The 23,347-nt window shown below is 52.4% G+C and carries 22 protein-coding genes; 9 read left to right on the forward strand and 13 right to left on the reverse strand.

Annotation, left to right across the window (positions count from 1 at the left end; all coding sequences use genetic code 11):
- Positions 1-5 precede the first annotated feature (5 nt).
- Together glcE and glcF are read left to right on the forward strand one after the other, a co-directional pair.
- Positions 6-1,058, forward strand: a complete 1,053-nt coding sequence (gene glcE / locus Hfont_RS12740; RefSeq protein ID WP_112992794.1) for a glycolate oxidase subunit GlcE — start codon at positions 6-8, stop codon at positions 1,056-1,058.
- Between the two features lie 110 nt (positions 1,059-1,168).
- Positions 1,169-2,401 (forward strand): glycolate oxidase subunit GlcF, encoded by a 1,233-nt coding sequence (glcF, locus tag Hfont_RS12745; RefSeq protein WP_112992795.1) that lies wholly within the window; start codon positions 1,169-1,171, stop codon positions 2,399-2,401.
- Positions 2,402-2,473: 72 nt separating this feature from the next.
- Here the strand turns inward: glcF and Hfont_RS12750 are convergent, their stop codons facing one another.
- From Hfont_RS12750 to Hfont_RS12760, 3 genes are all read right to left on the reverse strand, one after another.
- Positions 2,474-2,959 (reverse strand): glutathione peroxidase, encoded by a 486-nt coding sequence (locus Hfont_RS12750; RefSeq protein ID WP_112992974.1) that lies wholly within the window; start codon positions 2,957-2,959, stop codon positions 2,474-2,476.
- A 21-nt stretch (positions 2,960-2,980) separates the two neighbouring features.
- Entirely contained in the window at positions 2,981-4,117 is a 1,137-nt protein-coding gene (locus Hfont_RS12755) for a PilT/PilU family type 4a pilus ATPase (RefSeq protein ID WP_112992796.1), read from the reverse strand.
- Between the two features lie 144 nt (positions 4,118-4,261).
- Complete coding sequence (locus Hfont_RS12760) at positions 4,262-5,305, reverse strand: type IV pilus twitching motility protein PilT (RefSeq protein ID WP_112992797.1); 1,044 nt, start codon at positions 5,303-5,305, stop codon at positions 4,262-4,264.
- Positions 5,306-5,450: 145 nt separating this feature from the next.
- On the opposite strand from Hfont_RS12760, the gene Hfont_RS12765 reads away from it, so the two are divergent.
- Positions 5,451-6,155, forward strand: coding sequence for a YggS family pyridoxal phosphate-dependent enzyme (locus tag Hfont_RS12765; RefSeq protein WP_112992798.1), 705 nt, complete (start codon positions 5,451-5,453; stop codon positions 6,153-6,155).
- A complete protein-coding gene (proC, locus tag Hfont_RS12770) occupies positions 6,145-6,969 on the forward strand; it encodes a pyrroline-5-carboxylate reductase (protein ID WP_112992799.1) in 825 nt (274 codons plus the stop codon). The genes Hfont_RS12765 and proC overlap by 11 nt, the downstream gene beginning before the upstream one ends.
- A gap of 200 nt (positions 6,970-7,169) precedes the next feature.
- Here proC and Hfont_RS12775 read toward each other — a convergent pair whose 3' ends face one another.
- The 5 genes from Hfont_RS12775 to recG form a co-directional block, all read right to left on the reverse strand.
- The gene (locus Hfont_RS12775; protein ID WP_112992800.1) at positions 7,170-7,571 is read right to left on the reverse strand and encodes an RcnB family protein; all 402 of its coding nucleotides are present in this window, start codon (positions 7,569-7,571) and stop codon (positions 7,170-7,172) included.
- Positions 7,572-7,862: 291 nt separating this feature from the next.
- Positions 7,863-9,338, reverse strand: a complete 1,476-nt coding sequence (locus Hfont_RS12780) for a DHA2 family efflux MFS transporter permease subunit (protein ID WP_112992801.1) — start codon at positions 9,336-9,338, stop codon at positions 7,863-7,865.
- Between the two features lie 26 nt (positions 9,339-9,364).
- Positions 9,365-10,219, reverse strand: coding sequence for a 4-hydroxybenzoate octaprenyltransferase (gene ubiA, locus Hfont_RS12785; RefSeq protein WP_112992802.1), 855 nt, complete (start codon positions 10,217-10,219; stop codon positions 9,365-9,367).
- A gap of 46 nt (positions 10,220-10,265) precedes the next feature.
- Positions 10,266-11,213: a hydrogen peroxide-inducible genes activator gene (locus Hfont_RS12790; RefSeq protein WP_112992803.1), complete on the reverse strand. Its 948-nt coding sequence runs from the start codon at positions 11,211-11,213 to the stop codon at positions 10,266-10,268.
- A gap of 42 nt (positions 11,214-11,255) precedes the next feature.
- Positions 11,256-13,412 carry an ATP-dependent DNA helicase RecG gene (recG, locus tag Hfont_RS12795; RefSeq protein ID WP_112992804.1) on the reverse strand — a complete coding sequence of 719 codons (2,157 nt, stop codon included), beginning with the start codon at positions 13,410-13,412 and terminating at the stop codon, positions 11,256-11,258.
- A gap of 203 nt (positions 13,413-13,615) precedes the next feature.
- Here recG and queA point away from each other — a divergent pair, with 203 nt between their 5' ends.
- The 5 genes from queA (at position 13,616) to secF (ending at position 19,225) form a co-directional block, all read left to right on the forward strand.
- A complete protein-coding gene (gene queA / locus Hfont_RS12800; RefSeq protein WP_112992805.1) occupies positions 13,616-14,641 on the forward strand; it encodes a tRNA preQ1(34) S-adenosylmethionine ribosyltransferase-isomerase QueA in 1,026 nt (341 codons plus the stop codon).
- Positions 14,635-15,762, forward strand: a complete 1,128-nt coding sequence (tgt, locus tag Hfont_RS12805; protein WP_112992806.1) for a tRNA guanosine(34) transglycosylase Tgt — start codon at positions 14,635-14,637, stop codon at positions 15,760-15,762. The genes queA and tgt overlap by 7 nt, the downstream gene beginning before the upstream one ends.
- A gap of 161 nt (positions 15,763-15,923) precedes the next feature.
- Positions 15,924-16,202 carry a preprotein translocase subunit YajC gene (yajC, locus tag Hfont_RS12810; RefSeq protein WP_241523125.1) on the forward strand — a complete coding sequence of 93 codons (279 nt, stop codon included), beginning with the start codon at positions 15,924-15,926 and terminating at the stop codon, positions 16,200-16,202.
- Between the two features lie 81 nt (positions 16,203-16,283).
- Complete coding sequence (gene secD, locus Hfont_RS12815) at positions 16,284-18,143, forward strand: protein translocase subunit SecD (RefSeq protein ID WP_112992808.1); 1,860 nt, start codon at positions 16,284-16,286, stop codon at positions 18,141-18,143.
- A 137-nt stretch (positions 18,144-18,280) separates the two neighbouring features.
- Positions 18,281-19,225, forward strand: a complete 945-nt coding sequence (secF, locus tag Hfont_RS12820; RefSeq protein ID WP_112992809.1) for a protein translocase subunit SecF — start codon at positions 18,281-18,283, stop codon at positions 19,223-19,225.
- Between the two features lie 70 nt (positions 19,226-19,295).
- On the opposite strand, the gene Hfont_RS12825 is transcribed toward secF, so the two are convergent.
- The 5 genes from Hfont_RS12825 to purB form a co-directional block, all read right to left on the reverse strand.
- Entirely contained in the window at positions 19,296-19,745 is a 450-nt protein-coding gene (locus tag Hfont_RS12825) for a MarR family winged helix-turn-helix transcriptional regulator (protein WP_112992810.1), read from the reverse strand.
- 119 nt (positions 19,746-19,864) lie between these two features.
- Positions 19,865-20,434, reverse strand: coding sequence for a YceI family protein (locus tag Hfont_RS12830; protein WP_112992811.1), 570 nt, complete (start codon positions 20,432-20,434; stop codon positions 19,865-19,867).
- A gap of 104 nt (positions 20,435-20,538) precedes the next feature.
- Entirely contained in the window at positions 20,539-21,126 is a 588-nt protein-coding gene (locus Hfont_RS12835; RefSeq protein ID WP_112992812.1) for a YceI family protein, read from the reverse strand.
- A 26-nt stretch (positions 21,127-21,152) separates the two neighbouring features.
- Entirely contained in the window at positions 21,153-21,689 is a 537-nt protein-coding gene (locus tag Hfont_RS12840; RefSeq protein WP_112992813.1) for a cytochrome b, read from the reverse strand.
- Positions 21,690-21,799: 110 nt separating this feature from the next.
- Entirely contained in the window at positions 21,800-23,167 is a 1,368-nt protein-coding gene (gene purB / locus Hfont_RS12845; protein ID WP_112992814.1) for an adenylosuccinate lyase, read from the reverse strand.
- Positions 23,168-23,347: the final 180 nt, after the last annotated feature.

Below are 23,347 nucleotides of genomic sequence, written 5' to 3' on the forward strand. Positions count from 1 at the left end.
CCCGTATGGAACAAGTAATCGAACAGTTTAAAGAACGCATACTCGCAGCCGGCCGCGACAAACAGCCGCTGTGCGTGCGCGGTGGCGGCAGCAAGGATTGGTACGGCCAGGAGCCAGTTGGTGAGGTGCTCGATACGCGCGCGTATCAAGGCATCATTGCTTACGACCCAACCGAGCTGGTCATCACAGTGCGCGCCGGTACCTCGCTGGCGGAAGTGGAGAAAGTATTGGCTGAGCAGAACCAGACCTTCGCATTCGAGCCACCACATTTCGGCCCTGGCGCAACTGTTGGCGGCATGGTTGCCTGTGGTTTGTCCGGCCCACGTCGTGCTGCTGTTGGTGCGGTGCGCGATTTTGTATTAGGTGCCGTGCTGATGGATAGCAAAGGTGAGGTTTTGCATTTCGGCGGCCAGGTGATGAAGAACGTTGCCGGTTACGACGTGTCGCGCTTGCTCACAGGTTCACTCGGCACTTTGGGTTTGTTGCTGGAAGTGTCGCTGAAAGTGTTGCCTAAGCCGTATGCAGAAACCAGTCTGCGCCTGCAAATGACGGAAGAAGAGGCGATACGTAGTTTGAATAAATGGGGTGGCCAGCCTTTGCCGATCTCTGCCAGTGCATGGTGCGATGGCGCATTGGTGCTGCGTTTGTCTGGAGCGAAAGCGGCGATTACCGCAGCACAGAAAACCATAGGCGGTGAAGAAATTGCAGGTGACGATTTCTGGCTCGCGATGCGTGAACAGAGCAATGAATTCTTTACACAGTCACCGACTTTGTGGCGTTTGTCTGTGCCGTCGACTGCTGCGCCGATGGCCTTGGGTGAGCAATTGATCGAATGGGGCGGCGCACAACGCTGGTTGCGGTCTGATGCATCGGCCGCAGTCATTCGTGATGCTGCAGTGAAGGCGGGCGGACATGCAACGCTGTTCCGTGGAGGTGATAAAGGTGTTGGCGTGTTTCAGCCTTTGGCGCCCGCTGTTGGCAAGATTCATCAAAACATGAAGAACGCATTTGACCCTGATGGCATCTTCAATCCGGGACGGATGTACGCGCAGTATTAAGACGGTATTTAGTTAAGCGCAGTTTTTTGTCGAGCATCATGTTTGCAAGGTCCTTCGACCTTGCATAGCGAATGGTGTACTCATGCAGTAGAGATTTTCAGAGAAATACCATGCAAACCAATTTAGCCGATTTCATCAAAGACACTCGCGAAGGCCAGGAGGCGGACGCGATTTTGCGCAGCTGCGTGCATTGCGGATTTTGCACGGCAACCTGCCCGACCTATCAGTTGCTGGGTGACGAACTTGATGGCCCGCGCGGACGTATTTATTTGATCAAGCAAGTATTGGAAGGCAAGACCCCGACGGCGAAAACACAAATGCATCTGGATCGTTGCCTGACTTGCCGCAATTGCGAAACGACTTGTCCATCCGGTGTGCAATATGGACGCTTGATCGATATCGGCCGCAAGGTGGTGGAAGAGCGCGTACCGTATTCGTTTGCAACCAATCTGAAACGTACGGCATTGAAAGAATTTCTGCCGCGTAAATGGCTGTTTACACCAGCCATGAAAGCCGGTCAGATGGTGCGTCCGCTGTTGCCGAAGTCCTTGCAAAACAAGGTGCCGCGCAAGGAAGATGCAGGCACATGGCCGACACGCACACATGCTCGTACCATGCTGCTGCTGGATGGTTGCGTACAACCGGCGATGTCGCCAAATATCAATGCAGCTACCGCGCGCGTATTCGATGCGCTGGGTGTGCAATTGGTGGTGGCGCCCAAGGCCGGTTGCTGCGGCGCGATTCGTCATCACCTGAACGATCATGATGGCGCACTGAATGATATGCGTCGCAATATCGATGCATGGTGGCCTTTGGTGCAAGCCGGTGCAGAAGCGATAGTCATGACCGCATCCGGTTGCGGTGTAACGGTCAAGGATTACGGACATCTGCTGGCGCACGATGCGACTTATGCAGCAAAGGCATTGCAGATTTCTGCATTGACGAAAGATTTGAGCGAAATTTTGCCGGCGTTTGAAGTTGAACTGCAAAGCAAGTTGAAAGGAAAAATCAGCAAGCGCGTTGCCTATCATCCACCATGCACATTGCAGCATGGTCAGCAAATACGCGGCAAGGTAGAAGATGTATTGCGTGCAGTCGGCGTGGATGTGCAATTGTGTGCAGACAGCCATTTGTGCTGTGGTTCAGCCGGGACTTATTCGGTCTTGCAGCCCGAGTTGTCGTATCAGTTGCGTGACAAGAAAGTCGCGAATCTGGAAGCGACCAAACCGGACATGATAGTCTCCGCAAATATTGGTTGTCTGACGCATATACAGTCGGGAACGGATACGCCAGTCAAACACTGGATAGAGTTGATCGACAAGGCTTTGACCGCTGCACACTGATCAAGCAGTAAAGAAAATAAAAAACGCCGGCAATGCTGGCGTTTTTTATTTGCGGCCCAATTCCTTGATGACTTATTCAGCGAGCAGCTTGTTGATATCGTTGAGCAGACTTTGCGGATTGGTTTGCGGTGCATAGCGTTTATAAACCGTGCCGTCTTTCCTGAGCAAAAATTTAGTGAAATTCCATTTGATCACTTCACTACCCAGCAGGCCGGGTGCGGCATGTTTCAAATACTTGAACAGTGGCGCGGCATGTTCGCCATTCACATCTATTTTTGCGAATAGCGGGAAGGTCACACCGTAATTTTTTTCACAAAAATCGCCTATCTCTTCTTCATTACCCGGCTCCTGATTGCCGAACTGATCGCAGGGAAAGCCCAGTACTTCCAGACCCTTGCCATGTAATTGTCGATACGCTTCTTCCAGTTCCTTGTATTGCGGAGTGAACATGCATTGGCTGGCGGTATTGACGATCAACAAGACTTTGCCGCGATACTGCGCAAGATCGATAGCTGCGCCGGTCAGGCTGGTCGCCTGAAAGCCGTAGACATCGCTCACGTTGATTGTCGCGCTCATGACTTACACGATACCCAGATGCTCGGTGCCCTTGCTCAGATCACGCGTTTTGGCATCCTTGCCATGCAGTTTAATCGACAAGCGCAAATCGTTGACGGAGTCGGCATTGCGCAGCGCATCTTCGTAAGTGATCTTGCCGCTCTCGTACAAATCGAATAGCGATTGATCGAAAGTCTGCATGCCCAGTTCTCGCGATTTTTTCATGATTTCCTTGATTTCATGGACGTCGCCCTTGAAGATCAAATCGGAAATCAACGGCGAGTTCAACATGATCTCGACCGCGACGCAGCGACCCTTGGTATCTTTTAATGGAATCAGGCGCTGCGAAATCATCGCTTTCAGATTCAGCGACAGATCCATCAGCAATTGCTGGCGACGCTCTTCAGGGAAAAAGTTGACGATGCGGTCCAGCGCCTGATTGGAGCTGTTGGCATGCATGGTGGCCAGACATAAGTGGCCGGTTTCGGCAAAGGCGATTGCGTAATCCATGGTTTCGCGATCGCGGATCTCGCCGATGAAAATCACATCCGGTGCCTGACGCAAGGTGTTTTTCAGCGCGATGCCCCAACCATCGGTGTCGATGCCGATTTCACGTTGCGTGATGACGCAATTCTTGTGCGGATGCACGTATTCGACCGGATCTTCAATCGTGATGATGTGACCGTAGCTGTTTTCGTTGCGATAGCCGAGCATGGCTGCCAGCGTAGTCGATTTGCCTGAGCCGGTCGCACCCACCATGATGACCAGACCGCGCTTGGTCATCACGATATCTTTCAAGGTATCCGGTACTTTCAGGTCTTCAATTTTGGGGATCGCGGTAGTGATGGTACGCAGCACCATGCCAACCTTGCCTTGTTGTACGAAGGCGGAGACACGGAAGCGACCTATTCCGCTCGGGCTGATCGCGAAGTTGGCTTCTTTCGTCGCTTCGAATTCCGCCGCCTGTTTGTCGCTCATGATGGCGCGTGCCAGTTCGATCGTATGCGTGGCGTTCAAGGGCTGATTCGACACTTGCGTCATCTTGCCGTCGATCTTGAATGCAGGCGGAAAATCAGCCGTGATGAAAAGATCGGAACCGTTCTTGCTGAGCATCAGACGCAGCAAGTCGTACATGAATTTGGTAGCTTGATCGCGTTCCATGATGAACCTTTCTTTATTCGATTCTTTTAGCCGTGTGGGTTATTTGTGCATTCTTCAACTCTCGGCCCACTTCGCAGCTTGCAAGCTGCCCGGATTCATGCGGCGCAAGGCATGCCTTGCGAAACCCCGCATTCATCCCCGCGTTTATCCCGGGAAATTGTCCGGTGTTTTTGCGGCTGAACGTGCTGCTGCATTCGAAATGACATTGCGTTTCACCAGCTCGGTCAAATTGCTATCCAGCGTTTGCATGCCGACATTGGAACCGGTCTGGATCGCTGAATACATTTGTGCAATCTTCGCTTCGCGTATCAAGTTACGGATCGCCGGCGTACCGAGCATGATTTCATGCGCGGCGACTCGGCCGCTGCCATCTTTTGTCTTCAACAGGGTTTGCGAGATGACGGCTTGCAGCGATTCGGACAACATCGCACGCACCATTTCTTTTTCATCGCCTGGGAAAACGTCGATGATACGGTCTATGGTTTTTGCAGCGGAGGAAGTGTGCAGCGTGCCGAATACCAAGTGACCGGTTTCTGCAGCGGATAGCGCCAGGCGGATGGTTTCCAGATCACGCAACTCGCCGACCAGTACGACGTCAGGATCTTCACGCAGCGCCGAGCGCAAAGCGTTACTGAAGGAGTGAGTATGCGGACCGACTTCGCGTTGATTGATCAGGCATTTTTTCGAATCGTGCACGAATTCGATAGGATCTTCAATCGTCAGGATGTGGGCGTATTCGTTTTCATTAACGTGATTCACCATCGCTGCCAGCGTGGTCGATTTGCCGGAGCCGGTTGGGCCGGTGACTAGTACCAAACCGCGCGGTTTGAGTGACAGTTCGGCGAAAATTTTCGGTGCATTCAAATCTTCCAGACTCAGGATCTTGGAAGGAATGGTACGCAGCACGGCTGCAGCACCTCTATCCTGATTGAAGGCATTGACGCGGAAGCGCGCCAGACCGGGGATAGCAAAGGAAAAGTCGATCTCCAGATTTTCTTCATAGGCTTTGCGCTGCCCGTCGTTCATGATGTCATAGATCATGCCGTGCACATCTTTGTGCTCCAGCGGCGGCAAATTGATGCGGCGTACGTCGCCGTGCACACGAATCATGGGCGGCAGACCGGACGACAAATGTAAATCGGATGCTTTATTCTTGACCGAGAACGCGAGTAGTTCTGAAATGTCCATTTATAATCCCTGAGCCTGCAAAGTAAAAGTGAAACAAGCGGTGAAGCAAGAGGTGCATCAAAAAGATAGAGCAAAACCATCCGACAAGCGATCGCGGTACTGAAAGTATTGCGAATGTTAAATAATGCCTTAAAGAACTTTGATTATGTCTGTAATACGCCAAAACTTGCAAGCTGTGCGTCAGCGGATTACCGACGCTGCGGACAGCGCGCAACGCGACGTCCACGGCATTGATTTACTGGTTGTATCCAAGACCTTCAATGCTGACGCAGTGATCGCTGCCGCCGAGGCTGGGCAGGCTGCTTTCGGCGAAAATTATCTGCAGGAAGCGTTGGATAAAATTAACACTATCCATGCAACGCGCCCCGATTTGGCGCTGGAGTGGCACTTCATCGGGCCGATACAAAGCAACAAGACGCGGCCTATCGCCGAACATTTTGACTGGGTGCATTCGGTCGATAGAGAAAAAATTGCACAACGCCTGTCCGAACAAAGGCCGGCTGAATTGCCGCCATTGAACATTTGCCTGCAAGTCAACATCAGCGGCGAAGCCAGCAAAAGCGGCGTGTTGCCGGCTGATGCACTGGCGGTCGCCAAGGCGATTTCCGCATTGCCGCGCTTGCGGCTGCGTGGCTTGATGGCGATCCCTGAAGCTGAAGGCGATGAAGCGCAACAGCGCGCACCGTTCCGGCAACTGCATGCTTTATTTGATCAGTTACGTGCCGCGGGTTTGCAACTGGATACTTTGTCCATGGGGATGTCGGCTGATATGACGGCTGCAATCGCCGAGGGCGCAACAATCGTGCGGATAGGTTCCGCCATTTTTGGAACTAGGGAATATGCAAAATAATTTGAAAATCACTTTCGTCGGCGGCGGCAATATGGCGGCGGCTTTGATCGGTGGTCTGGCCGGCAAACTAACTGCCGCAAACAATATCCATGTCATCGATATCAATACCGATGCACTGACCAAATTGCAGCAGCAATTTGGCGTGACGACGTCTGCTCAGATCGACGCTGCGGTTGCAGCGAGCGACGTGATTGTGCTGGCGGTCAAGCCGCAGCAAATGAAAGACGTCGTTGCGCAATTGCTGCCGCACGTCAAAGCGCAACTGGTGTTGTCTATCGCTGCCGGTATTCGCGCAATCGATTTGTCGCGCTGGCTGGGTGGTCATAATGCCATCGTGCGGACCATGCCGAATACGCCGGCGCTGATAGGCAAAGGCATCACCGGCATGGTGGCAAGCGCGGGGGTCAGCAAGGAACAACGCGCAGCAGCGGATGCGATCATGTGCGCAGTCGGTCAAACCGTTTGGCTGGATGATGAAAAGCTGATCGATTCGGTGACGGCAGTGTCCGGCAGTGGTCCGGCCTATGTGTTTTATTTCATCGAAGCGATGCAACAGGCGGCACAGGAAATGGGTTTGACCGCGGAACAGGGCAATGCATTGGCAATTTCCACCTTTGTCGGTTCCGCACAACTGGCAGCGCAGTCGCCTGATCCGATTGCCGTATTGCGTGAGCGCGTCACTTCCAAAGGCGGTACGACCTATGCTGCGTTGACCAGCATGGAAGAGAGTGGCATCAAGCAATCCATCATCACAGCGATGAAAGCCGCTGCGGCGCGCGGACAAGCTTTGGGTGAAGAGTTCGGGCGGGATTGAAGTACTTGAATAGCTGACTAGCTAAGTAACTCGGCACGCGTGTAATGAGATCCCATCATAGATGCTGCCTATTTTCTGAGTTGTTCGATAGATTGCAAAAAATACGCGCAGCCAAATAAATACTGGCCGAATATCTATCAAGATATTCGGCCAGCAACAAGGTCTTACCTCACTTCATATACGTCTCAGACTAAGCTCTCTTAGTTGCTGAGAACAATCTGCGCGATGAGGCCGTTTGATATTGAGATCAGTACATAATCCGGTCCGGTTTGTACCCATTGATAACCACGCGGTGGTGCATGCAGATGACGACCGCGCCAGTCGTTCACTACGTATTGGCGTTGACGATATTCACGCGACACATAGCCGCCCTTGTAATAATTATGCTGCGGGCCTGCACCGCGACCATTGTGGCGTCCATTATCATGATGGTGCGAATGCTTATCCTTTTTTCCATGGCCGTGGTGACGATCATCGTCGTGCCCACGATCATGGGAGTGATGACCTTTGCCATTGTTGTGCTTGTCATTGTCTGCAAATGCCGCACTGCCTGCTGTCAGGAAGATCGCCATTAAAGCGGTAGTCATTATTTTCTTATTCATATTTACTCCTTGCTGTGTTGATCAAGCGTTCAGTGCCCGGGATTGATGTTTATTATTCTTGCTGAAAAGAGTAATGGTGCATCAATCCGCCTGAACTATGGGCTCATTAAATGCGAAATGGATGTTGAAAACCAGAGCGGATAAGTAAGGCGTGTTACCAGATGTATCTGTGTGACCTGATTGAGGGCGATAGACCACGATGTATTTCTTCCTTTGTTCTCACAAGTGTATCCAGTATTAATGTGTGTACGAATGAAATTGCACGGTGCGTACGTTTGGCCGTTTTCAGAATTACACCGGTGGATTATTTGTGCTGTTTGCCTCGGCCACTTTATGCGTCGTGATTCCCTTGCTGACGGCTTCACCATCATTGGTTCGCAGTGTCCAGAACGACAATGATGAAAGAATCGTCAATCCGCCCAGCGTCAGGAAAGCATGATGCAGTGCGTTGATAACGGCAGTGCGATCAGACTGCGGCAAATCGCCGAGATACCAGGCCGCGATAATCGAGCCGAATGCCAATCCGAAACTCATGGACATTTGCTGCATCGAACTGGCGATGGTGCTGGCCATGCTGGAATCTTCCGTCTTGATATCCGCGTAAGCCATCGAATTCATGCTGGAAAATTGCAGCGAGTTGAAGAATCCTTGCGACAGTCCTAGTAGCAGGATTAACCAAATCGGCGTGCTTGGTGTAATGACGGAGAACATGCAGATGGTGATGCCTATCATCACTGTATTAACGATCAATACCTTGCGATAGCCGAAGCGTCGCAAGACCCTGACGGATATCAGCTTCATCACCATAGCAGCGGCTGCGGTTGGCATCATCAGCAATCCGGATTGCCAGGCCGGCAGGCCCAAGCCGATTTGATAAAGCAGGGGCAATAGAAAAGGCAAGCCGCCTACACCTAAGCGTGTGATGAAACCGCCAGCGACAGAGATGCGGAAGGTGCGCGTTTTAAACAGAGCAAGCCGCAGTAGCGGATAAGCCGCATGTCGCGCATGCCAGACATAGGCGGCGAGCAGACCCAGCGACAGCAGGAACAGGATGAAGGTTGATGTCACATTCAGATAGTGCTCGCCGAATATCTCCAGTATCCACGACAGCAAGGCAATGCCGGAACCGAACAATGCCAGCCCGACCACATCCAGTGGTCGCGATACATCTGAGCGATAGTCGGGCATGTGTCTATGAATCAGCCACTGTGCAACCAAACCGATTGGTACGTTGACGAAAAAAATCGCCTGCCACGGTAGCCAGTGCACGATCAAACCGCCTATGGTTGGTCCCAGCAAGGGGCCTATCAATGCAGGAATGATGACGAAATTCATCGCCGCCAATAATTCCGATTTGGGAAAAGTGCGTATCACAGTCAGACGGCCGACCGGCATCATCATCGCTGCGCTGAATCCCTGTAGCATGCGTGCGGCGACCAGCATCGGCACGTTGAAGGACAGGCCGCACAGGATGGATGAAAAAGTGAACAAGCCGACAGCAGTGCTGAAGACGCGTCGGGTACCGAAGCGATCTGCCATCCAGCCGCTGATGGGAATCGAAACAGCCAGACTCAAAATATAGCAACTGACAACTGCTTTCAGGCTCAAAGGCGTGACGTTGAGACTGGCTGCCATCGAAGGGATCGCAGTGTTGATGATGGTCGAATCGAGCTGCTCCATGAAGAGTGCAGTCGCGACCACCCACGGCAAATATTTTTTGACCTTAGGATCGGCAGCGGGAGTCGTGATCGTTTGTGGAGCTGGCATATCTTCGGTGCCGGAATACTTGTCTGTCAGCGCAACAAATAATCGAGTGCGACGCCGCCGAAGATAGCGGTCCCCAGCCAATTGTTATGCCGGAAAGCAGCAAAGCATCCACTGCGTTCACGATGCCGTATCAGCGTGTAGTGATAAATTGCGCAAGCAATTGCAAGCAGCAAGCCTGCGACAAACCATGTGCGCAGGCCGAACTGCCAGCCGACGATAAAGATGATCAAGAAGGTCGCCGCATAACAGAGCATGACGGCGGCGACGTCGAAGCGGCCAAAGGTGATGGCAGAAGTTTTCATGCCTATCTTCAAGTCATCTTCGCGATCGACCATTGCATATTCAGTGTCATATGCCACAGCCCAGAATACATTCGCTACCAGCAGCCACCACGCGGCGGCTGGCACTGTATTTTGCACAGCTGCAAATCCCATCGGGATGCCAAAGCCGAATGCGATGCCGAGATACGCTTGCGGGATCGCAAAGAATCGTTTGAAGTAAGGATAAGTGCCCGCGATGATAACTGCCGCGATCGATAATTGTTTGGTCAGTGTGTTGAGTGGCAGGATTAATGCAAAAGAGATTAATGTCAGAACCAGTGCGACCATCAATGCTTCACGCGGCTTGATTTTTCCGCTGGTGATCGGCCTGTCTACAGTGCGCTGCACATGCTTGTCGAAATCGCGATCTGCGTAATCGTTGATGGCGCAACCGGCCGAACGCATCAACACTGTGCCCAGTGTGAAGATGGCAACCAGCGTCCAATCCGGTTTGCCATCAGATGCGAACCATAATGCCCACAAGGTAGGCCAAAGCAGAAGCAGGATACCGATTGGTTTGTCGAGGCGGATCAGGCGGAAATACAGTTGAAGACGATTCATGGTGCGGCGTTGTTAATGGTTTTTTCTACTGTGGTGGCGGCTGTCGTTACGCTTCTGATGACGGCTCGTTAGGCAACATTGTTACGCCTGGCAATTCGCAGGACAGCAAGGCTTGCCTGACTTCCTCGATGGCGACGCCACGCGTAAAACTCTTACGCCATACCAGTACCACGCGACGCGATGGACCTGGCTGCACAAACGGGATGTAACGCAGCATGCCGTCGGTTGCATTCATGTCTGGCACCGATGCCTGCGGCAGGACGGTGATGCCGATGCCGGAAGCAACCATGTGGCGTATTGTTTCCAGCGAGGAGCCTTCGAAGGTGCGCGCGATGCCGTCGCCACTAGTCGAGAAGCGCGACATCTCCGGACAAACCTCCAGCACCTGATCGCGGAAGCAATGGCCGTTGCCGAGCAGGAGCATGGTTTCCGATTTCAAATCGTCGGTTGTGACACTGCTGCGTTTCGCCCACGGATGAGACTTGGGTACGGCGACGACAAATGGTTCGTCGTACACAGGTTGCACCAGCAAGCCCTGGTCAGGGAAGGGCAGCGCAACAATTGCGGCATCGATTTCGCCCTGACGCAATTGCTCCAGTAACTTGACTGTGAAATTTTCCTGCAGCACCAGCGGCATTTGCGGCACGCGATCTATCATCGCTTTCACCAACGGTGGCAGAAGATACGGTGCGATGGTGTAAATGATGCCGAGGCGGAAAGGCCCCACCAGCGGGTCTTTATTCTGTTTGGCGATTTCTTTGATGGCGGCGGTTTGTTCGAGCACGCGCTCGGCTTGCGCAACGATTTGCACCCCCAGCGGCGTCATCGAAATTTCACTGCCGCCACGTTCAAACAATGTCACGCCCAGTTCATCTTCCAGTTTCTTGATGGCGACTGATAAAGTCGGTTGTGCAACGAAGCAGGCTTCAGCTGCGTGACCGAAATGCTTTTCACGAGCGACGGCGACTATGTATTTGAGTTCGGTAAGAGTCATGTTTTGGCTAAGCTGATGCAGTGGACTTGTGAAGCGTTCATTCTATACCTTCAGGTAATCCTCGCGCGCACCCAGCCAGCGCGCCAGATGCGCTTCGACTGTGGCCGGATCGTCACGCAGCAATGTGTGCGCTAGATCGCGTGCTTTATCGACCAGCCATTGATCGGTTTCCAGGTCGGCGAAGCGCAGCATTGCCTGCCCGGATTGGCGCGCACCGAGGAATTCGCCGGGGCCGCGTATTTCCAGATCCTTGCGCGCAATTTCAAAACCGTCGGTCGATTCACGCATGATGCGCAGTCGCTGTTTTGCAACCATGCCTAACGGCCCCTGGTACAGCAACAGGCAAACACTGGCAGCCGAACCGCGCCCGACGCGTCCGCGCAATTGATGCAATTGCGACAGGCCGAAACGTTCTGCATGTTCGATCACCATCAGCGATGCATTCGGTACGTCGACGCCAACTTCGATCACGGTAGTCGCCACCAGCACGTGGATGTCGCCGCGTGTGAAGGCGTCCATCACTTCCTGTTTTTCGGCAGGCTTCATGCGGCCGTGCACTAGGCCAACTTGCAAATCGGGTAAGGCTGCGACCAGCGTTTGATGCGTATCGGTTGCGGTTTGCAATTGCAATGCTTCCGACTCTTCAATCAAGGGACAGACCCAATACACTTGCCGCCCTTCCAGTGCGGCTGCGTGTACACGCTCTATGACTTCATCGCGCCGGTTTTGATCAATGACGCGCGTGACGATAGGTGTGCGCCCGGGTGGCAGTTCATCGATGACGGACACTTCCAGATCGGCGTAGTAAGTCATCGCCAGCGTGCGTGGAATCGGCGTGGCAGACATCATCAATTGATGCGGGATTTTTTGTTTGCTTGATGCGAGATTGTTGTCCAAACCTTTGTTGCGCAATACGAGACGCTGGCCTACGCCGAAACGATGTTGTTCATCGACGATGACCAGGCCCAGTTTTGAAAACTGCACGTCTTCCTGTATCAATGCATGGGTGCCGATAATCAGTTGCGCTTCGCCGGATTCGATGCGCGCCTTGGCTTCCAGTTTTTCTTTTTTCTTCAGACTGCCCGTGAGCCAAGCAACGTTGACACCCAAGGGTTCCATCCAGCCGGCGATTTTGCGGAAATGCTGATCCGCCAGAATTTCGGTAGGTGCCATCAACACCGCCTGAAAGCCGCTGTCTATGGCTTGCGCGGCGGCAATCGCCGCAACGACGGTTTTTCCGCTGCCGACGTCGCCTTGCAACAGACGTTGCATGGGAAAGGATTGCTGCAGGTCAGCGCGAATTTCTTCAAGCACGCGTTGTTGTGCGCCTGTCAGTGCAAACGGCAACTGTTTTAAAAACGCTTTTGATAATTTTCCGACGGTCGGCAGGACCGCCGCACCTTTTTCGCGGCGTGCGATCTGCGCGCGCTTCATCGACAATTGTTGCGCCAGCAATTCATCGAACTTCATGCGTACCCATGCTGCATGCGAACGATCGGCCAATGCGCTTTCATCGATATCGGGCGGCGGATTGTGCAGCATTCTGACGGCTGGTTCGAACTGCATGAGTTCCAGCGAGCTGCGCAATTGTTCCGACAAGGTGTCACGCCATGCTATGCGTGCCATCGCATCGATAATGGTTTTGCGCAACAGCGTTTGCGATAGACCTTCACCCGCCGGATAAACCGGTGTCAAAGCCGATGGCAGCGGCGCGCCTTCTATCACCATCTTGTAGGAAGGATGGACCATCTCTGCGCCGAAGAAACCGTGCCTCACTTCGCCGCGTGCGCGTACCCGATTGCCTTCGGCCATTTGCTTGACCTGGCTGCCGTAAAAATTCAGGAAGCGCATGACTAGCTGGCCAGAGTCGTCCGAGATTGTTACTACCAATTGTCGGCGCGGACGGAAGGCAACTTCGCATGCAGTGACGATGCCTTCAACCTGAACCGAGCGGCCGAAGATAAAGCCGGCTTCGCTGATGTTCTTGATTTCGGTTTCATCTTCGTAGCGCAAAGGCAGGTGCAAGACCTTGTCCATGTCGGAGCGCAGTCCGAGCTTGATCAGCTTGTCGTCGATTTTGGCCGCACGCGTAGCTGCTGCAGGCGCAGCAGGTTTGGCTGTCGATTTCGTTGTCGATTTCGCAGCAGTTTTGGTGGCGGTTTTCGCGGAAACGACGGGCTTTTTCTTCAATACAGGCATATCAGGCCGAAAATGGGGCGGCAGGGCGTAAAATAGCGGGTTTTTCGATGACTTCATGTCTTGCGTATTGCATCACATGAAAATGCCGATTCGGCAAGCTTTGCAACCATAGCAGTTCTGCCGCGCGATTGCATGCAAACAGATTAAATTTGTCTGCGTCACACCTCGGACAGTAAAACCGATGTCTTCAAACTATTAAGCGCATGTATTCACTTTCCGATTTCGATTTCGAACTACCGCAAGAATTGATTGCGCAAACGCCGCTGGCCGAACGCAGTGCCTCGCGCCTGTTGCAGGTCACTCAAGACAAGATGACAGACCGCGCATTCGCGGATATCGTCGATTTAATCAATCCCGGCGATTTGCTGGTGTTCAACGACACACGCGTGTTGAAGGCGCGCTTCTTTGGCATCAAGGAAACTGGCGGAAAAGTTGAAGTTCTGGTTGAACGCGTCATCGATTCTGCATATGTACATGCGCAGATACGCGCATCTAAATCTCCAGTGCCGGGGATGAAGATACGTTTGGCCGATGCTTTCGATGTGATCGTAGGTGAACGTGTTGGTGAATTCTATGAGTTGCAATTCCCCGGCGATGTATTCGAGTTGATCGAAGCGCATGGCCGTTTGCCTTTGCCGCCGTATATCGAACATGCGGCCGATGCCTATGACGAAACGCGTTATCAAACCGTGTATGCCAAGACGCCGGGCGCAGTGGCAGCGCCGACTGCGGGTTTGCATTTCGATCAAGCCTTGCTCGATGCCTTGCAGGCCAAGGGTGTGCAGTTTGCGTATGTGACTCTGCACGTCGGCGCTGGTACTTTCCAGCCTGTGCGCAATGAAAATCTGGCCGAGCACAATATGCATAGCGAGTGGTACACGATTTCGCAAGAAACTGTGGATGCGGTGCGCGCCACGCAGGCCGCAGGTCACAATATCGTTGCGGTTGGTACCACCAGCATGCGCGCGCTGGAGTCGGCGTCGCAAAGCGGCAGTTTGCAGGCCGGTAGTGCGGATACGCGTTTGTTCATCACGCCTGGCTATACCTTCAAGACAGTGACGCGCTTGATCACCAACTTCCATTTGCCGAAATCCACGCTGCTGATGCTGGTGTCGGCCTTTGCCGGTTACGATGCAATCCGCGCCGCTTACCAACACGCCATTTCTCAACGCTATCGCTTCTTCAGTTACGGCGATGCGATGTTTTTAACCAGAATGCCAACATGCTGAATTTCAAATTACTTAATACCGACGGCAATGCGCGACGCGGCCAGCTGACCGTCAATCACGGCGTGATCGAAACGCCTATCTTCATGCCGGTCGGCACTTACGGTTCCGTCAAGGCGATGTCCCCGCTGGAGCTGAAAGAGATCGATGCGCAAATCATTCTTGGCAATACTTTTCATCTGTGGCTGCGTCCAGGCAACGACATCGTCGCCAAGTTCGGCGGCCTGCATGAGTTCATGGGTTGGGATAAACCTATTCTGACCGACTCCGGCGGCTTCCAGGTATTTTCACTCGGAGAAATGCGCAAGATTACCGAAGAGGGCGTGCATTTTTCATCGCCTATCAATGGCGATAAATTATTCCTGTCGCCGGAAGTATCTATGCAGATTCAGCGCGTGCTGAATTCCGATATCGTGATGCAATTCGATGAATGCACGCCGTATGAAATCGATGGTCGTCCTGCGACTGCCGACGAAGCTGCGAAATCGATGCGCATGTCCTTGCGTTGGGCGAAACGCTCTATCGATGAATTCAATCGCGAAGAAAATCCGAATGCGCTATTCGGCATCGTGCAGGGCGGTATGTTCGAGCATCTGCGCGACGAATCCCTGGCTGGTTTGGAAGACATCAATTTCCACGGCGTCGCGATCGGCGGTTTATCAGTCGGCGAGCCGAAAGAAGACATGCTGCGCGTGCTGGAACATGTAGGCCCGCGCCTGCCGGCCAACAAGCCGCATTATCTGATGGGTGTAGGCACGCCGGAAGACTTGGTGCAGGGCGTGGCTAATGGCATCGACATGTTCGATTGCGTGATGCCTACGCGCAATGCGCGCAATGGCTGGTTGTTTACACGCTTTGGCGATATCAAAATCAAGAATGCGCGTTACAAAGATGACAAGCAGCCGCTGGATGAAAGCTGCGGCTGTTATGCCTGCCGCAACTTTTCGCGCGCTTATTTGCATCATTTGCATCGTACCGGCGAAATTCTCGGTGCGCGTCTGAACACCATCCATAACCTGCATTACTACCTGGATCTGATGCGCGAGATGCGGGAAGCGATTAGCGAAGGGCGTTTCCAGCTGTTTGTGACGCAATTCCATGTGGATCGCGCGAGGGGCACCTAGTTTTTGTCAGGCTTTGCTTTGCTAATTTTCATAGAGCATTGGAAAGCATTCTTCCAGTGCTAGAATAACCGACTGTTATTTATCCCTTACACAACAACCTGGAGCATTCAGTGTTTATTTCCAACGCATACGCAGCAGCAGCGCCAGCAGCAGGCGGCATCATGGGCAGCTTGACTCAATTCGTACCGATTCTGTTGATGTTTGTCGCGCTGTACTTCCTGATGATTCGTCCACAGATGAAACGTCAAAAAGAACACAAAGCGATGGTCGAAGCAGTGACACGCGGTGATGAAGTAGTGACATCTGGCGGCGTCCTCGGCAAAGTGACCAAGGTTTCTGACGTTTATGTTTCGATCGAAGTACAAGAAGGCACGGAACTGATTGTGCAAAAAAGCGCAGTTACAACCTTGCTGCCTAAAGGCACGATCAAGTCGCTGTAATCTGGGTTAAACGCCCCACCTCCGCCAGCCGGATGTGGGGTTGATTTTTGTCTGACGCTCCATACCGAACCCTGAGTCAATATGAATCGCTATCCTCTCTGGAAGTACATTACGATCGCCGTCGCATTGCTGATAGGCGTGCTGTACACAATCCCGAATTTCTTTGGTGAATCACCTGCGGTGCAAATCAGCAGTGCGAAAGCTACCGTCAAGGTTGAAAGTTCCCTGATAACTCAGGTTGAGCAAGCTTTGAAAAAGGAAGGCATTGAATACGATGGTGTCGTGTATGAAACGCTGGGCACGCAAGGTACCGTACGCGTCCGTTTCCCGAATACTGATATCCAGTTCAAAGCCAAAGGCTTGCTGGAAAAGGATCTGAATATCGATCCTGCTGATCCAACCTATCTGGTTGCATTCAATCTGTTGCCGAACACACCTTCATGGCTGCAAAGTCTGCATGCAGCGCCCATGTATCTCGGTCTCGATTTGCGCGGCGGCGTGCACTTCCTGATGCAGGTCGATACCAAGGCTGTGATGGACAAGCGTGTGGTTGGTTTGCAAGCCAGTGCGCGCGCGATTTTGCGTGACAAGAATGTGCGTCACGCCGGTATTGCACGCAGTGGCGACAATATCGAAATCGCTTTCCGCGATGCCGAAACCCGCGCCAAGGCACGTATCGCACTCGGTGACGAATTGCGCGAACTGGTATTGACTGATAGCGGCACGGGCGAAGATTTGAAACTGGTAGGCGCTTTGCAACCGGCCACATTGAAGCAAACAGTAGAAGACGCGGTTCAGCAAAACATTACCACCTTGTCGAAACGCGTCAATGAACTGGGCGTTGCCGAGCCATTGATCCAGCGTCAAGGTGCAGATCGTATCGTGGTGCAATTGCCAGGCGTGCAAGACGTCTCGCGTGCGAAAGACATCATCGGTAAAACCGCAACACTGGAAATTCGTCTGGTCGATGAAACAGTGACGCGCGGCACCGAAGAAACTGCAGCAATTCCATTCGGTTCCGAACTGTTCAAGGTCGGCAAGAACGCGCCTGTGGTCTTGTACAAGGATACGATCATCACGGGTGAATACATCTCCAGTGCATCGGCCAGCTTCGATCAAAATCATCAACCATCGGTCAGCATTGATTTGAACGGTGACGGTGGTCGCCGCATGCGTGAGGCAACCCGTTCGCGTGTCGGCAAGTCGATGGCGATTGTGCTGTTTGAAAAGAACAAGGGCGAAGTGTTGAGCGTTGCGACCATCCGTGATGAACTGGGTGCGCGCTTCCAGATCACCGGCATGGGTTCTTCCGAAGCGGCGAGTGATCTCGCACTGTTGTTGCGCGCAGGTTCATTGGCTGCGCCTATGGAAATCATCGAAGAACGTACGATCGGACCGCAACTCGGTGCAGAGAATATCAGCAAGGGTTTCCACGCGACGCTGTACGGTTTCATCGCGATTGCGCTGTTCATGGTGTTCTACTACCGCATGTTCGGTTTCTTCAGCGTGTTTGCGCTGGCCGTCAACGTGATGTTGCTGATCGCATTGCTGTCAATGTTGCAGGCGACATTGACGCTGCCGGGTATCGCCGCGATTGCGCTGACGCTGGGTATGGCGATTGATGCCAACGTGCTGATCAATGAACGTATCCGGGAAGAATTGCGTGCTGGACATTCGCCGCAGACGGCGATTGCGATGGGCTTCGAACGTGCATGGGCAACCATTCTTGATTCCAACGTGACGACGCTGATTGCCGGTCTGGCACTGTTGATTTTCGGTTCAGGTGCAGTGCGCGGTTTTGCAGTGGTGCATTGTCTGGGTATCCTGACTTCGATTTTTTCGTCCGTGTTCGTATCGCGCGGCTTCGTTAATGTCTGGTACGGACGCAAGAAGAAATTGACAACGGTGTCGATTGGCCAGGTCTGGAAAGCGGCCGACTGATGTTGATGGGCAGTGTTTAATTACGCTGCCGGTTCTTTCTCGTTCTGCTTGTATTCAGCAAGATTCGTATTTAGACATACAGGCTGCATGAACGCGATGATCGCGACAAAATGCAGCGGTTGCCAAGAGAGGTAGTGATGGAGTTTTTCCGCATCAAAAAAGATATTCCGTTCATGCGTCATGCGTTGATTTTCAACGTGATTTCGGCGCTGACATTCGTTGTCGCAGTATTCTTCCTGTTCCATAAGGGTTTGCATCTGTCGATCGAATTTACCGGCGGTACGGTGATGGAAGTCGCGTATCCGAAGGCGGCCGACATCGAAGGTGTGCGTAACAAGATCGGTGATCTGGGTTACACCGACATGCAAGTGCAGAGCTTCGGCACTGCGCAAGATGTGTTGATTCGTTTGCCAGTGCAATCGAACGCAGATTCGGCGCAGGTGAGTCAACGCGTGATGGGTGCATTGACGGCGCAGGACAGTGGAGTTGTATTGAAGCGCGTGGAGTTCGTCGGCCCGCAGGTTGGTGAAGAATTGACGCATGATGGTTTGATGGCGCTAGGTATGCTGGTCATCGGCATCATGATTTATCTGGCATTTCGCTTCGAATGGAAATATGCAGTCTCGGCAATTCTCGCTAACTTGCATGACGTCATTATCATCCTTGGTTTCTTCGCATTCTTCCAATGGGAATTCTCGTTGACTGTGCTTGCCGCTGTGCTGGCAGTACTCGGTTATTCGGTGAATGAATCGGTGGTGGTGTTCGATCGTGTGCGTGAAACCTTCCGTGATCGCAAGCACGGCAAGATGGCCGTTTCTGATGTGATGAACCATGCGATCACCAGCACCATCTCGCGTACACTGATTACGCACGGATCGACACAATTGATGGTCTTGTCGATGTTTTTCCTCGGCGGCCCGACCCTGCATTACTTTGCACTCGCGTTGACGATCGGTATCTGCTTCGGTATTTACTCTTCGGTATTCGTCGCGGCAGCATTGGCGATGTGGCTGGGCGTCAAACGTGAAGACTTGATCAAACCGATCAAGGAAAAAGATGAGCATGATGGCGCGGTAGTGTAAGCGTCTGAGGTAAATTAAAAAACAATAAAAAAGCCGGCGATTGCCGGCTTTTTTATTGTTGATTGTCTTGTCAGTATTTGGGTTTCGGTTGCTTGCCGGTCAGGTTGGCGTGCAGCTTGGTCAATTCCTTGTCCAGTGCTTCGAAATCCTGTTCGGCATAGTTGGCGAAGGATTGCTTGCCGAATGCGATTTGCGGCGCAAATACGCGCTTGAATTCCGCTTCGCCTTGTTTGGTAAGTTTTACTAAAGTACTGCGCCTGTCTTCAAGTTGCGTGATGCGGTCTACCAATCCTTTTTCCTGCAATCTATCAATCACGCCGGTCAGTGTGCCTTTGGTGATCAGTGTCCGCTCGCCCAGTTCCTTGAAGGTCATGCCCGGCGTATTGCCCAGCGTCGCCACGATGTCGAACTGCGATGGCGTCAGGCCGGTTCTGCAACGGATGTTGGCACCGGATTGGCGTTCGAATGCATGGAAGCATTCAGCCAGTAATCGGATGCTGCGGACATAGCGTTCAGTCATGAAATTCCAAAATTAAAACTAAATAAAAACGCAGAAATAAAATTAAAAGTGGCAAGCAAAAAGCGTGAAAGAAAAAGCCGACGCCATACAACATCGGCTTTTTTACATATCAATTACGCTTAGTCTGCTTTGACTGCTTCAACCTGGATCGCCAGCTTGACTTCAGGCGAGAAGCCATAAGCCATGCCATAGGTCAGACCGAAATCAGCACGATTGAAGGTGGCCGATACGTCAGCGCCACACACTTCACGTTTCAGCATTGGATGCTGAATACATTTGAATTTGTTGATTGCCAAAGTCACAGGTTTGGTAACACCCAGCAAGGTCAACTCGCCATCAACCGAAACCGGTTTGTCGCCATCGAATTTAATCGATTTGCTTTTGTAGATAGCAGTTGGAAATTTTTCTACGTTGAACATTTCTTTGCTTTTTGCATGTTCGTTCATTTTTGCGTGGCCAAAATCGATAGAGCTGGCATCGATGGTGATATCCAGTGAGCCGGTTTTCGCAGCGCGATCCAGCACGACATTGCCGCTGGTTTTATCGAACTTGCCGCGCCAGAAAGAAATGCCCATGTGATCGGCTTCAAAGCTTGGGTAGGTGTGGCTAGGGTCGATCGTGTAGGTTTGTGCAAAAGCGGAAGTCGCGCTGGCGGCCAGCAAACAGATCAGTGCAATTTTGGATTTCATTCAATAACTCCTGTGTGGTTTAAATACGGCAGCTATGCCGAGTGTCGGTACTTATAAAGTTGTGCTGCAAGTTTTACTGCGATCGGTACACCGATTTTGTAATGCTATTGCGCCGCAACGACGCGAAACTTGATTGCCACTTCATCGGCCACCATGCTGGTGTCTTTCCATTCGCCTTCGCCAATGTTGTAGGTCAAACGTTTGATAGGCAACACGCCTTCAAACACTTGATTGCTGCCGTCTTTTTTCACCGTCAAAGGGAAGCTGACGTCGGTGGTCTTGCCTTTGATCGTGAGCTTGCCGGTGACGTCGAGCTTGCCTGCGGTACCGTTCTTGATCTGGCTGGAGACGAAGCTGGCTTTAGGAAATTGTGCAGCGTTGAACCAATCCTTCTTCATCACTTCCTTGTTGTAGTCCGCATCGCCCAGATCGAAGCTGGTGACGTCGATATCTACATTGGCTTTCGATGCTTCCGGCTTGGCGGCGTCATAGGTGATGGCCGCGGTGAACTTCTTGAACTTGGCATCGACAGGCACATTCAATTGCTTGAAGGTGATCGTGACATTGCTTTTTGCGGCGTCAGTTTTTAATGCAGTGGCGGCAATGGCTGGCACTGCGATGCAGACCGCCGCGACGGCAAGCCAGCGACGCGTGCTGCTTAATGTATGACCAAACGTGGAAAGTAAGAACATGGGTAATCCTTTCGAGTATGTGAAGCTCACGGGAGCATGCGTTGCAGCGTGCGGTCCCGGTCTATGAATTGATGCTTGAGTACAGCGAGAACGTGCAGGCAGAAGACGCCTAGCAATACAACATTGAATGCATAATGGACTTGCTTGAGCAAGGCTTTCAATTCCGGATCAGGCGCGATAAAAACTGGCAATGGCAATACACCTAGATAAACGACAGGAACGCCGGCAGCCAGGCTGTAGAAATAGCCGGATAAGGGCACGGCAAAAATCAGCACATACATCAATGCGTGAGAAACATGCGAAGCTTTCTTTTGCCAGTTCGGCATGCTGTCGGCGTAAGGTGGGACGGCATGCGTCATGCGCCACAATACGCGCAGGCAGGCGAGGCTGAAGATGGTCACGCCCAGCCATTTATGCCAGGAGAAATATTTGAGCTTGGTTGGCGTCAGACCGGGAATGTCGACCATCGTCAGCCCGAGCAGGAAGGCGGCGATAATCAGGGCGGCCATCAGCCAGTGCAGTGCGATGGCTGTCAGCGAGTAGCGGTTCGTGGATGAACGCATAGTTTCATTTTGATAATAAGTTCAAGTTAGGACTAATATAGCAAAATAAATAGAAGTCTGCTGGCGATCGGTTTTTTTACCGATGCCAGCGCGCTTCTATCCGATGCGGCTTAAATTTCCTTGGCCAGCTTGGTTGCGTAACCGATGTAGTTGGCAGGCGTCATGGCCAGCAACAAATCCTTGGCTTCTTGCGGAATTGCCAGGGTGAGGATGAATTCCTGCAGCGCTTCTTTCGAGATGCCTTTGCCGCGCGTCAGCTCTTTCAGTTGCTCATACGGGTTTTCGATGCCGTAGCGACGCATCACGGTTTGCACCGGCTCTGCCAATACTTCCCATGTGTCATCGAGATCTGCAGCCAGACGCGCCGGATTGACTTCCAGCTTGTTCAAGCCACGCAGACAGCTGTCGTAGGCCAGCAAGGCATAACCGAAGCCGACACCGATATTGCGAAGCACCGTCGAATCGGTCAGGTCGCGCTGCCAGCGCGAGACCGGCAATTTTTCTGCCATGTGTTTCAACACTGCGTTGGCCATGCCGAGATTGCCTTCGGAATTTTCGAAGTCGATAGGGTTGACCTTGTGCGGCATTGTTGATGAGCCGATTTCGCCAGCTTTCGTCGATTGCTTGAAATAGCCGAGCGAGATATAGCCCCAGATATCGCGATTCAAATCCAGCAGAATGGTGTTGGTGCGCGCAATCGCATCGAACAGTTCAGCCATGTAGTCATGCGGTTCAATTTGAATCGTGTATGGATTGAAAGTCAGGCCCAGACGTTTTTCAATCACGTCTTTAGAGAATGCCTGCCAGTCGGTATTTGGGTAAGCCGACAAATGGGCATTGAAGTTGCCGACTGCGCCATTCATCTTGCCGAGAATTTGTACATCAGCGATGCGTTTGATCGCGCGTTGCAGACGTGCGACGACGTTAGCCATTTCCTTGCCGAGTGTAGTCGGGCTGGCAGGTTGACCGTGGGTGCGCGACATCATAGGCAACGCTGCATTGTAATGCGCCAGTTGCGTCAGTTTCGCAACCAGTGCTTGCAATGCTGGCAGCAACACACTGTCGCGTGCGGCTTTCAACATCATGCCGTGCGAGGTGTTGTTGATGTCTTCTGACGTGCATGCAAAGTGGATGAACTCGGTGGCGGCGACCAGTTCCGGCACGTCCTTGACTTGTTCCTTGAGCCAGTACTCGACGGCTTTGACGTCGTGATTGGTGACCGCTTCAATATCCTTGATGCGTTGTGCATCGGCTTCGGTGAAGTCAGCCGTCAATTTATTCAGCAATGCATTTGCACTTGCCGAAAATGGCTTGATCTCGGCAAAGCCGGCTTCCGACAGGGCTTGCAGCCATGAAATTTCTACTTTCACGCGATGATGCATGAAGCCGGATTCGGACAGAATCGGACGCAGTTTATCGGTTTTGCTGGCGTAACGGCCATCCAGTGGCGAAAGGGCTGAGAGCGTGGAAAGAGGCATGATGAGGGGCGACGAGCGCAATGACGTGAATGAAATAGCTGCCGAAAATACAAATTACTGCATATTGGGCGCAAATACGGAATTCGACATTTTACCACTCGCGGCAGGTGCAAAATAGGGGTGGGCAATCTGTGCGCAAAGACACGGTTTCTATAATGGGCCGATGTTATAATCCCCTTC

It is taken from the genome of Herminiimonas fonticola (genome assembly GCF_003293745.1).
In the GTDB taxonomy this organism is placed as follows: domain Bacteria; phylum Pseudomonadota; class Gammaproteobacteria; order Burkholderiales; family Burkholderiaceae_D; genus Oxalicibacterium; species Oxalicibacterium fonticola.

What these genes read in the sequence shown, in the direction of transcription:
- Hfont_RS12830 (WP_112992811.1), bottom strand. Translation starts at nt 20,434, where the DNA reads ATGAAATCCAAAATTGCACTGATCTGTTTGCTGGCCGCCAGCGCGACT.
- secD (WP_112992808.1), top strand. Translation starts at nt 16,284, where the DNA reads ATGAATCGCTATCCTCTCTGGAAGTACATTACGATCGCCGTCGCATTG.
- tgt (WP_112992806.1), top strand. Translation starts at nt 14,635, where the DNA reads ATGCTGAATTTCAAATTACTTAATACCGACGGCAATGCGCGACGCGGC.
- glcF (WP_112992795.1), top strand. Translation starts at nt 1,169, where the DNA reads ATGCAAACCAATTTAGCCGATTTCATCAAAGACACTCGCGAAGGCCAG.
- purB (WP_112992814.1), bottom strand. Translation starts at nt 23,167, where the DNA reads ATGCCTCTTTCCACGCTCTCAGCCCTTTCGCCACTGGATGGCCGTTAC.
- Hfont_RS12790 (WP_112992803.1), bottom strand. Translation starts at nt 11,213, where the DNA reads ATGACTCTTACCGAACTCAAATACATAGTCGCCGTCGCTCGTGAAAAG.
- Hfont_RS12840 (WP_112992813.1), bottom strand. Translation starts at nt 21,689, where the DNA reads ATGCGTTCATCCACGAACCGCTACTCGCTGACAGCCATCGCACTGCAC.
- ubiA (WP_112992802.1), bottom strand. Translation starts at nt 10,219, where the DNA reads ATGAATCGTCTTCAACTGTATTTCCGCCTGATCCGCCTCGACAAACCA.
- Hfont_RS12780 (WP_112992801.1), bottom strand. Translation starts at nt 9,338, where the DNA reads ATGCCAGCTCCACAAACGATCACGACTCCCGCTGCCGATCCTAAGGTC.
- recG (WP_112992804.1), bottom strand. Translation starts at nt 13,412, where the DNA reads ATGCCTGTATTGAAGAAAAAGCCCGTCGTTTCCGCGAAAACCGCCACC.
- secF (WP_112992809.1), top strand. Translation starts at nt 18,281, where the DNA reads ATGGAGTTTTTCCGCATCAAAAAAGATATTCCGTTCATGCGTCATGCG.
- Hfont_RS12765 (WP_112992798.1), top strand. Translation starts at nt 5,451, where the DNA reads ATGTCTGTAATACGCCAAAACTTGCAAGCTGTGCGTCAGCGGATTACC.
- Hfont_RS12835 (WP_112992812.1), bottom strand. Translation starts at nt 21,126, where the DNA reads ATGTTCTTACTTTCCACGTTTGGTCATACATTAAGCAGCACGCGTCGC.
- Hfont_RS12825 (WP_112992810.1), bottom strand. Translation starts at nt 19,745, where the DNA reads ATGACTGAACGCTATGTCCGCAGCATCCGATTACTGGCTGAATGCTTC.
- Hfont_RS12755 (WP_112992796.1), bottom strand. Translation starts at nt 4,117, where the DNA reads ATGGAACGCGATCAAGCTACCAAATTCATGTACGACTTGCTGCGTCTG.
- proC (WP_112992799.1), top strand. Translation starts at nt 6,145, where the DNA reads ATGCAAAATAATTTGAAAATCACTTTCGTCGGCGGCGGCAATATGGCG.
- queA (WP_112992805.1), top strand. Translation starts at nt 13,616, where the DNA reads ATGTATTCACTTTCCGATTTCGATTTCGAACTACCGCAAGAATTGATT.
- yajC (WP_241523125.1), top strand. Translation starts at nt 15,924, where the DNA reads ATGGGCAGCTTGACTCAATTCGTACCGATTCTGTTGATGTTTGTCGCG.
- glcE (WP_112992794.1), top strand. Translation starts at nt 6, where the DNA reads ATGGAACAAGTAATCGAACAGTTTAAAGAACGCATACTCGCAGCCGGC.
- Hfont_RS12760 (WP_112992797.1), bottom strand. Translation starts at nt 5,305, where the DNA reads ATGGACATTTCAGAACTACTCGCGTTCTCGGTCAAGAATAAAGCATCC.
- Hfont_RS12775 (WP_112992800.1), bottom strand. Translation starts at nt 7,571, where the DNA reads ATGAATAAGAAAATAATGACTACCGCTTTAATGGCGATCTTCCTGACA.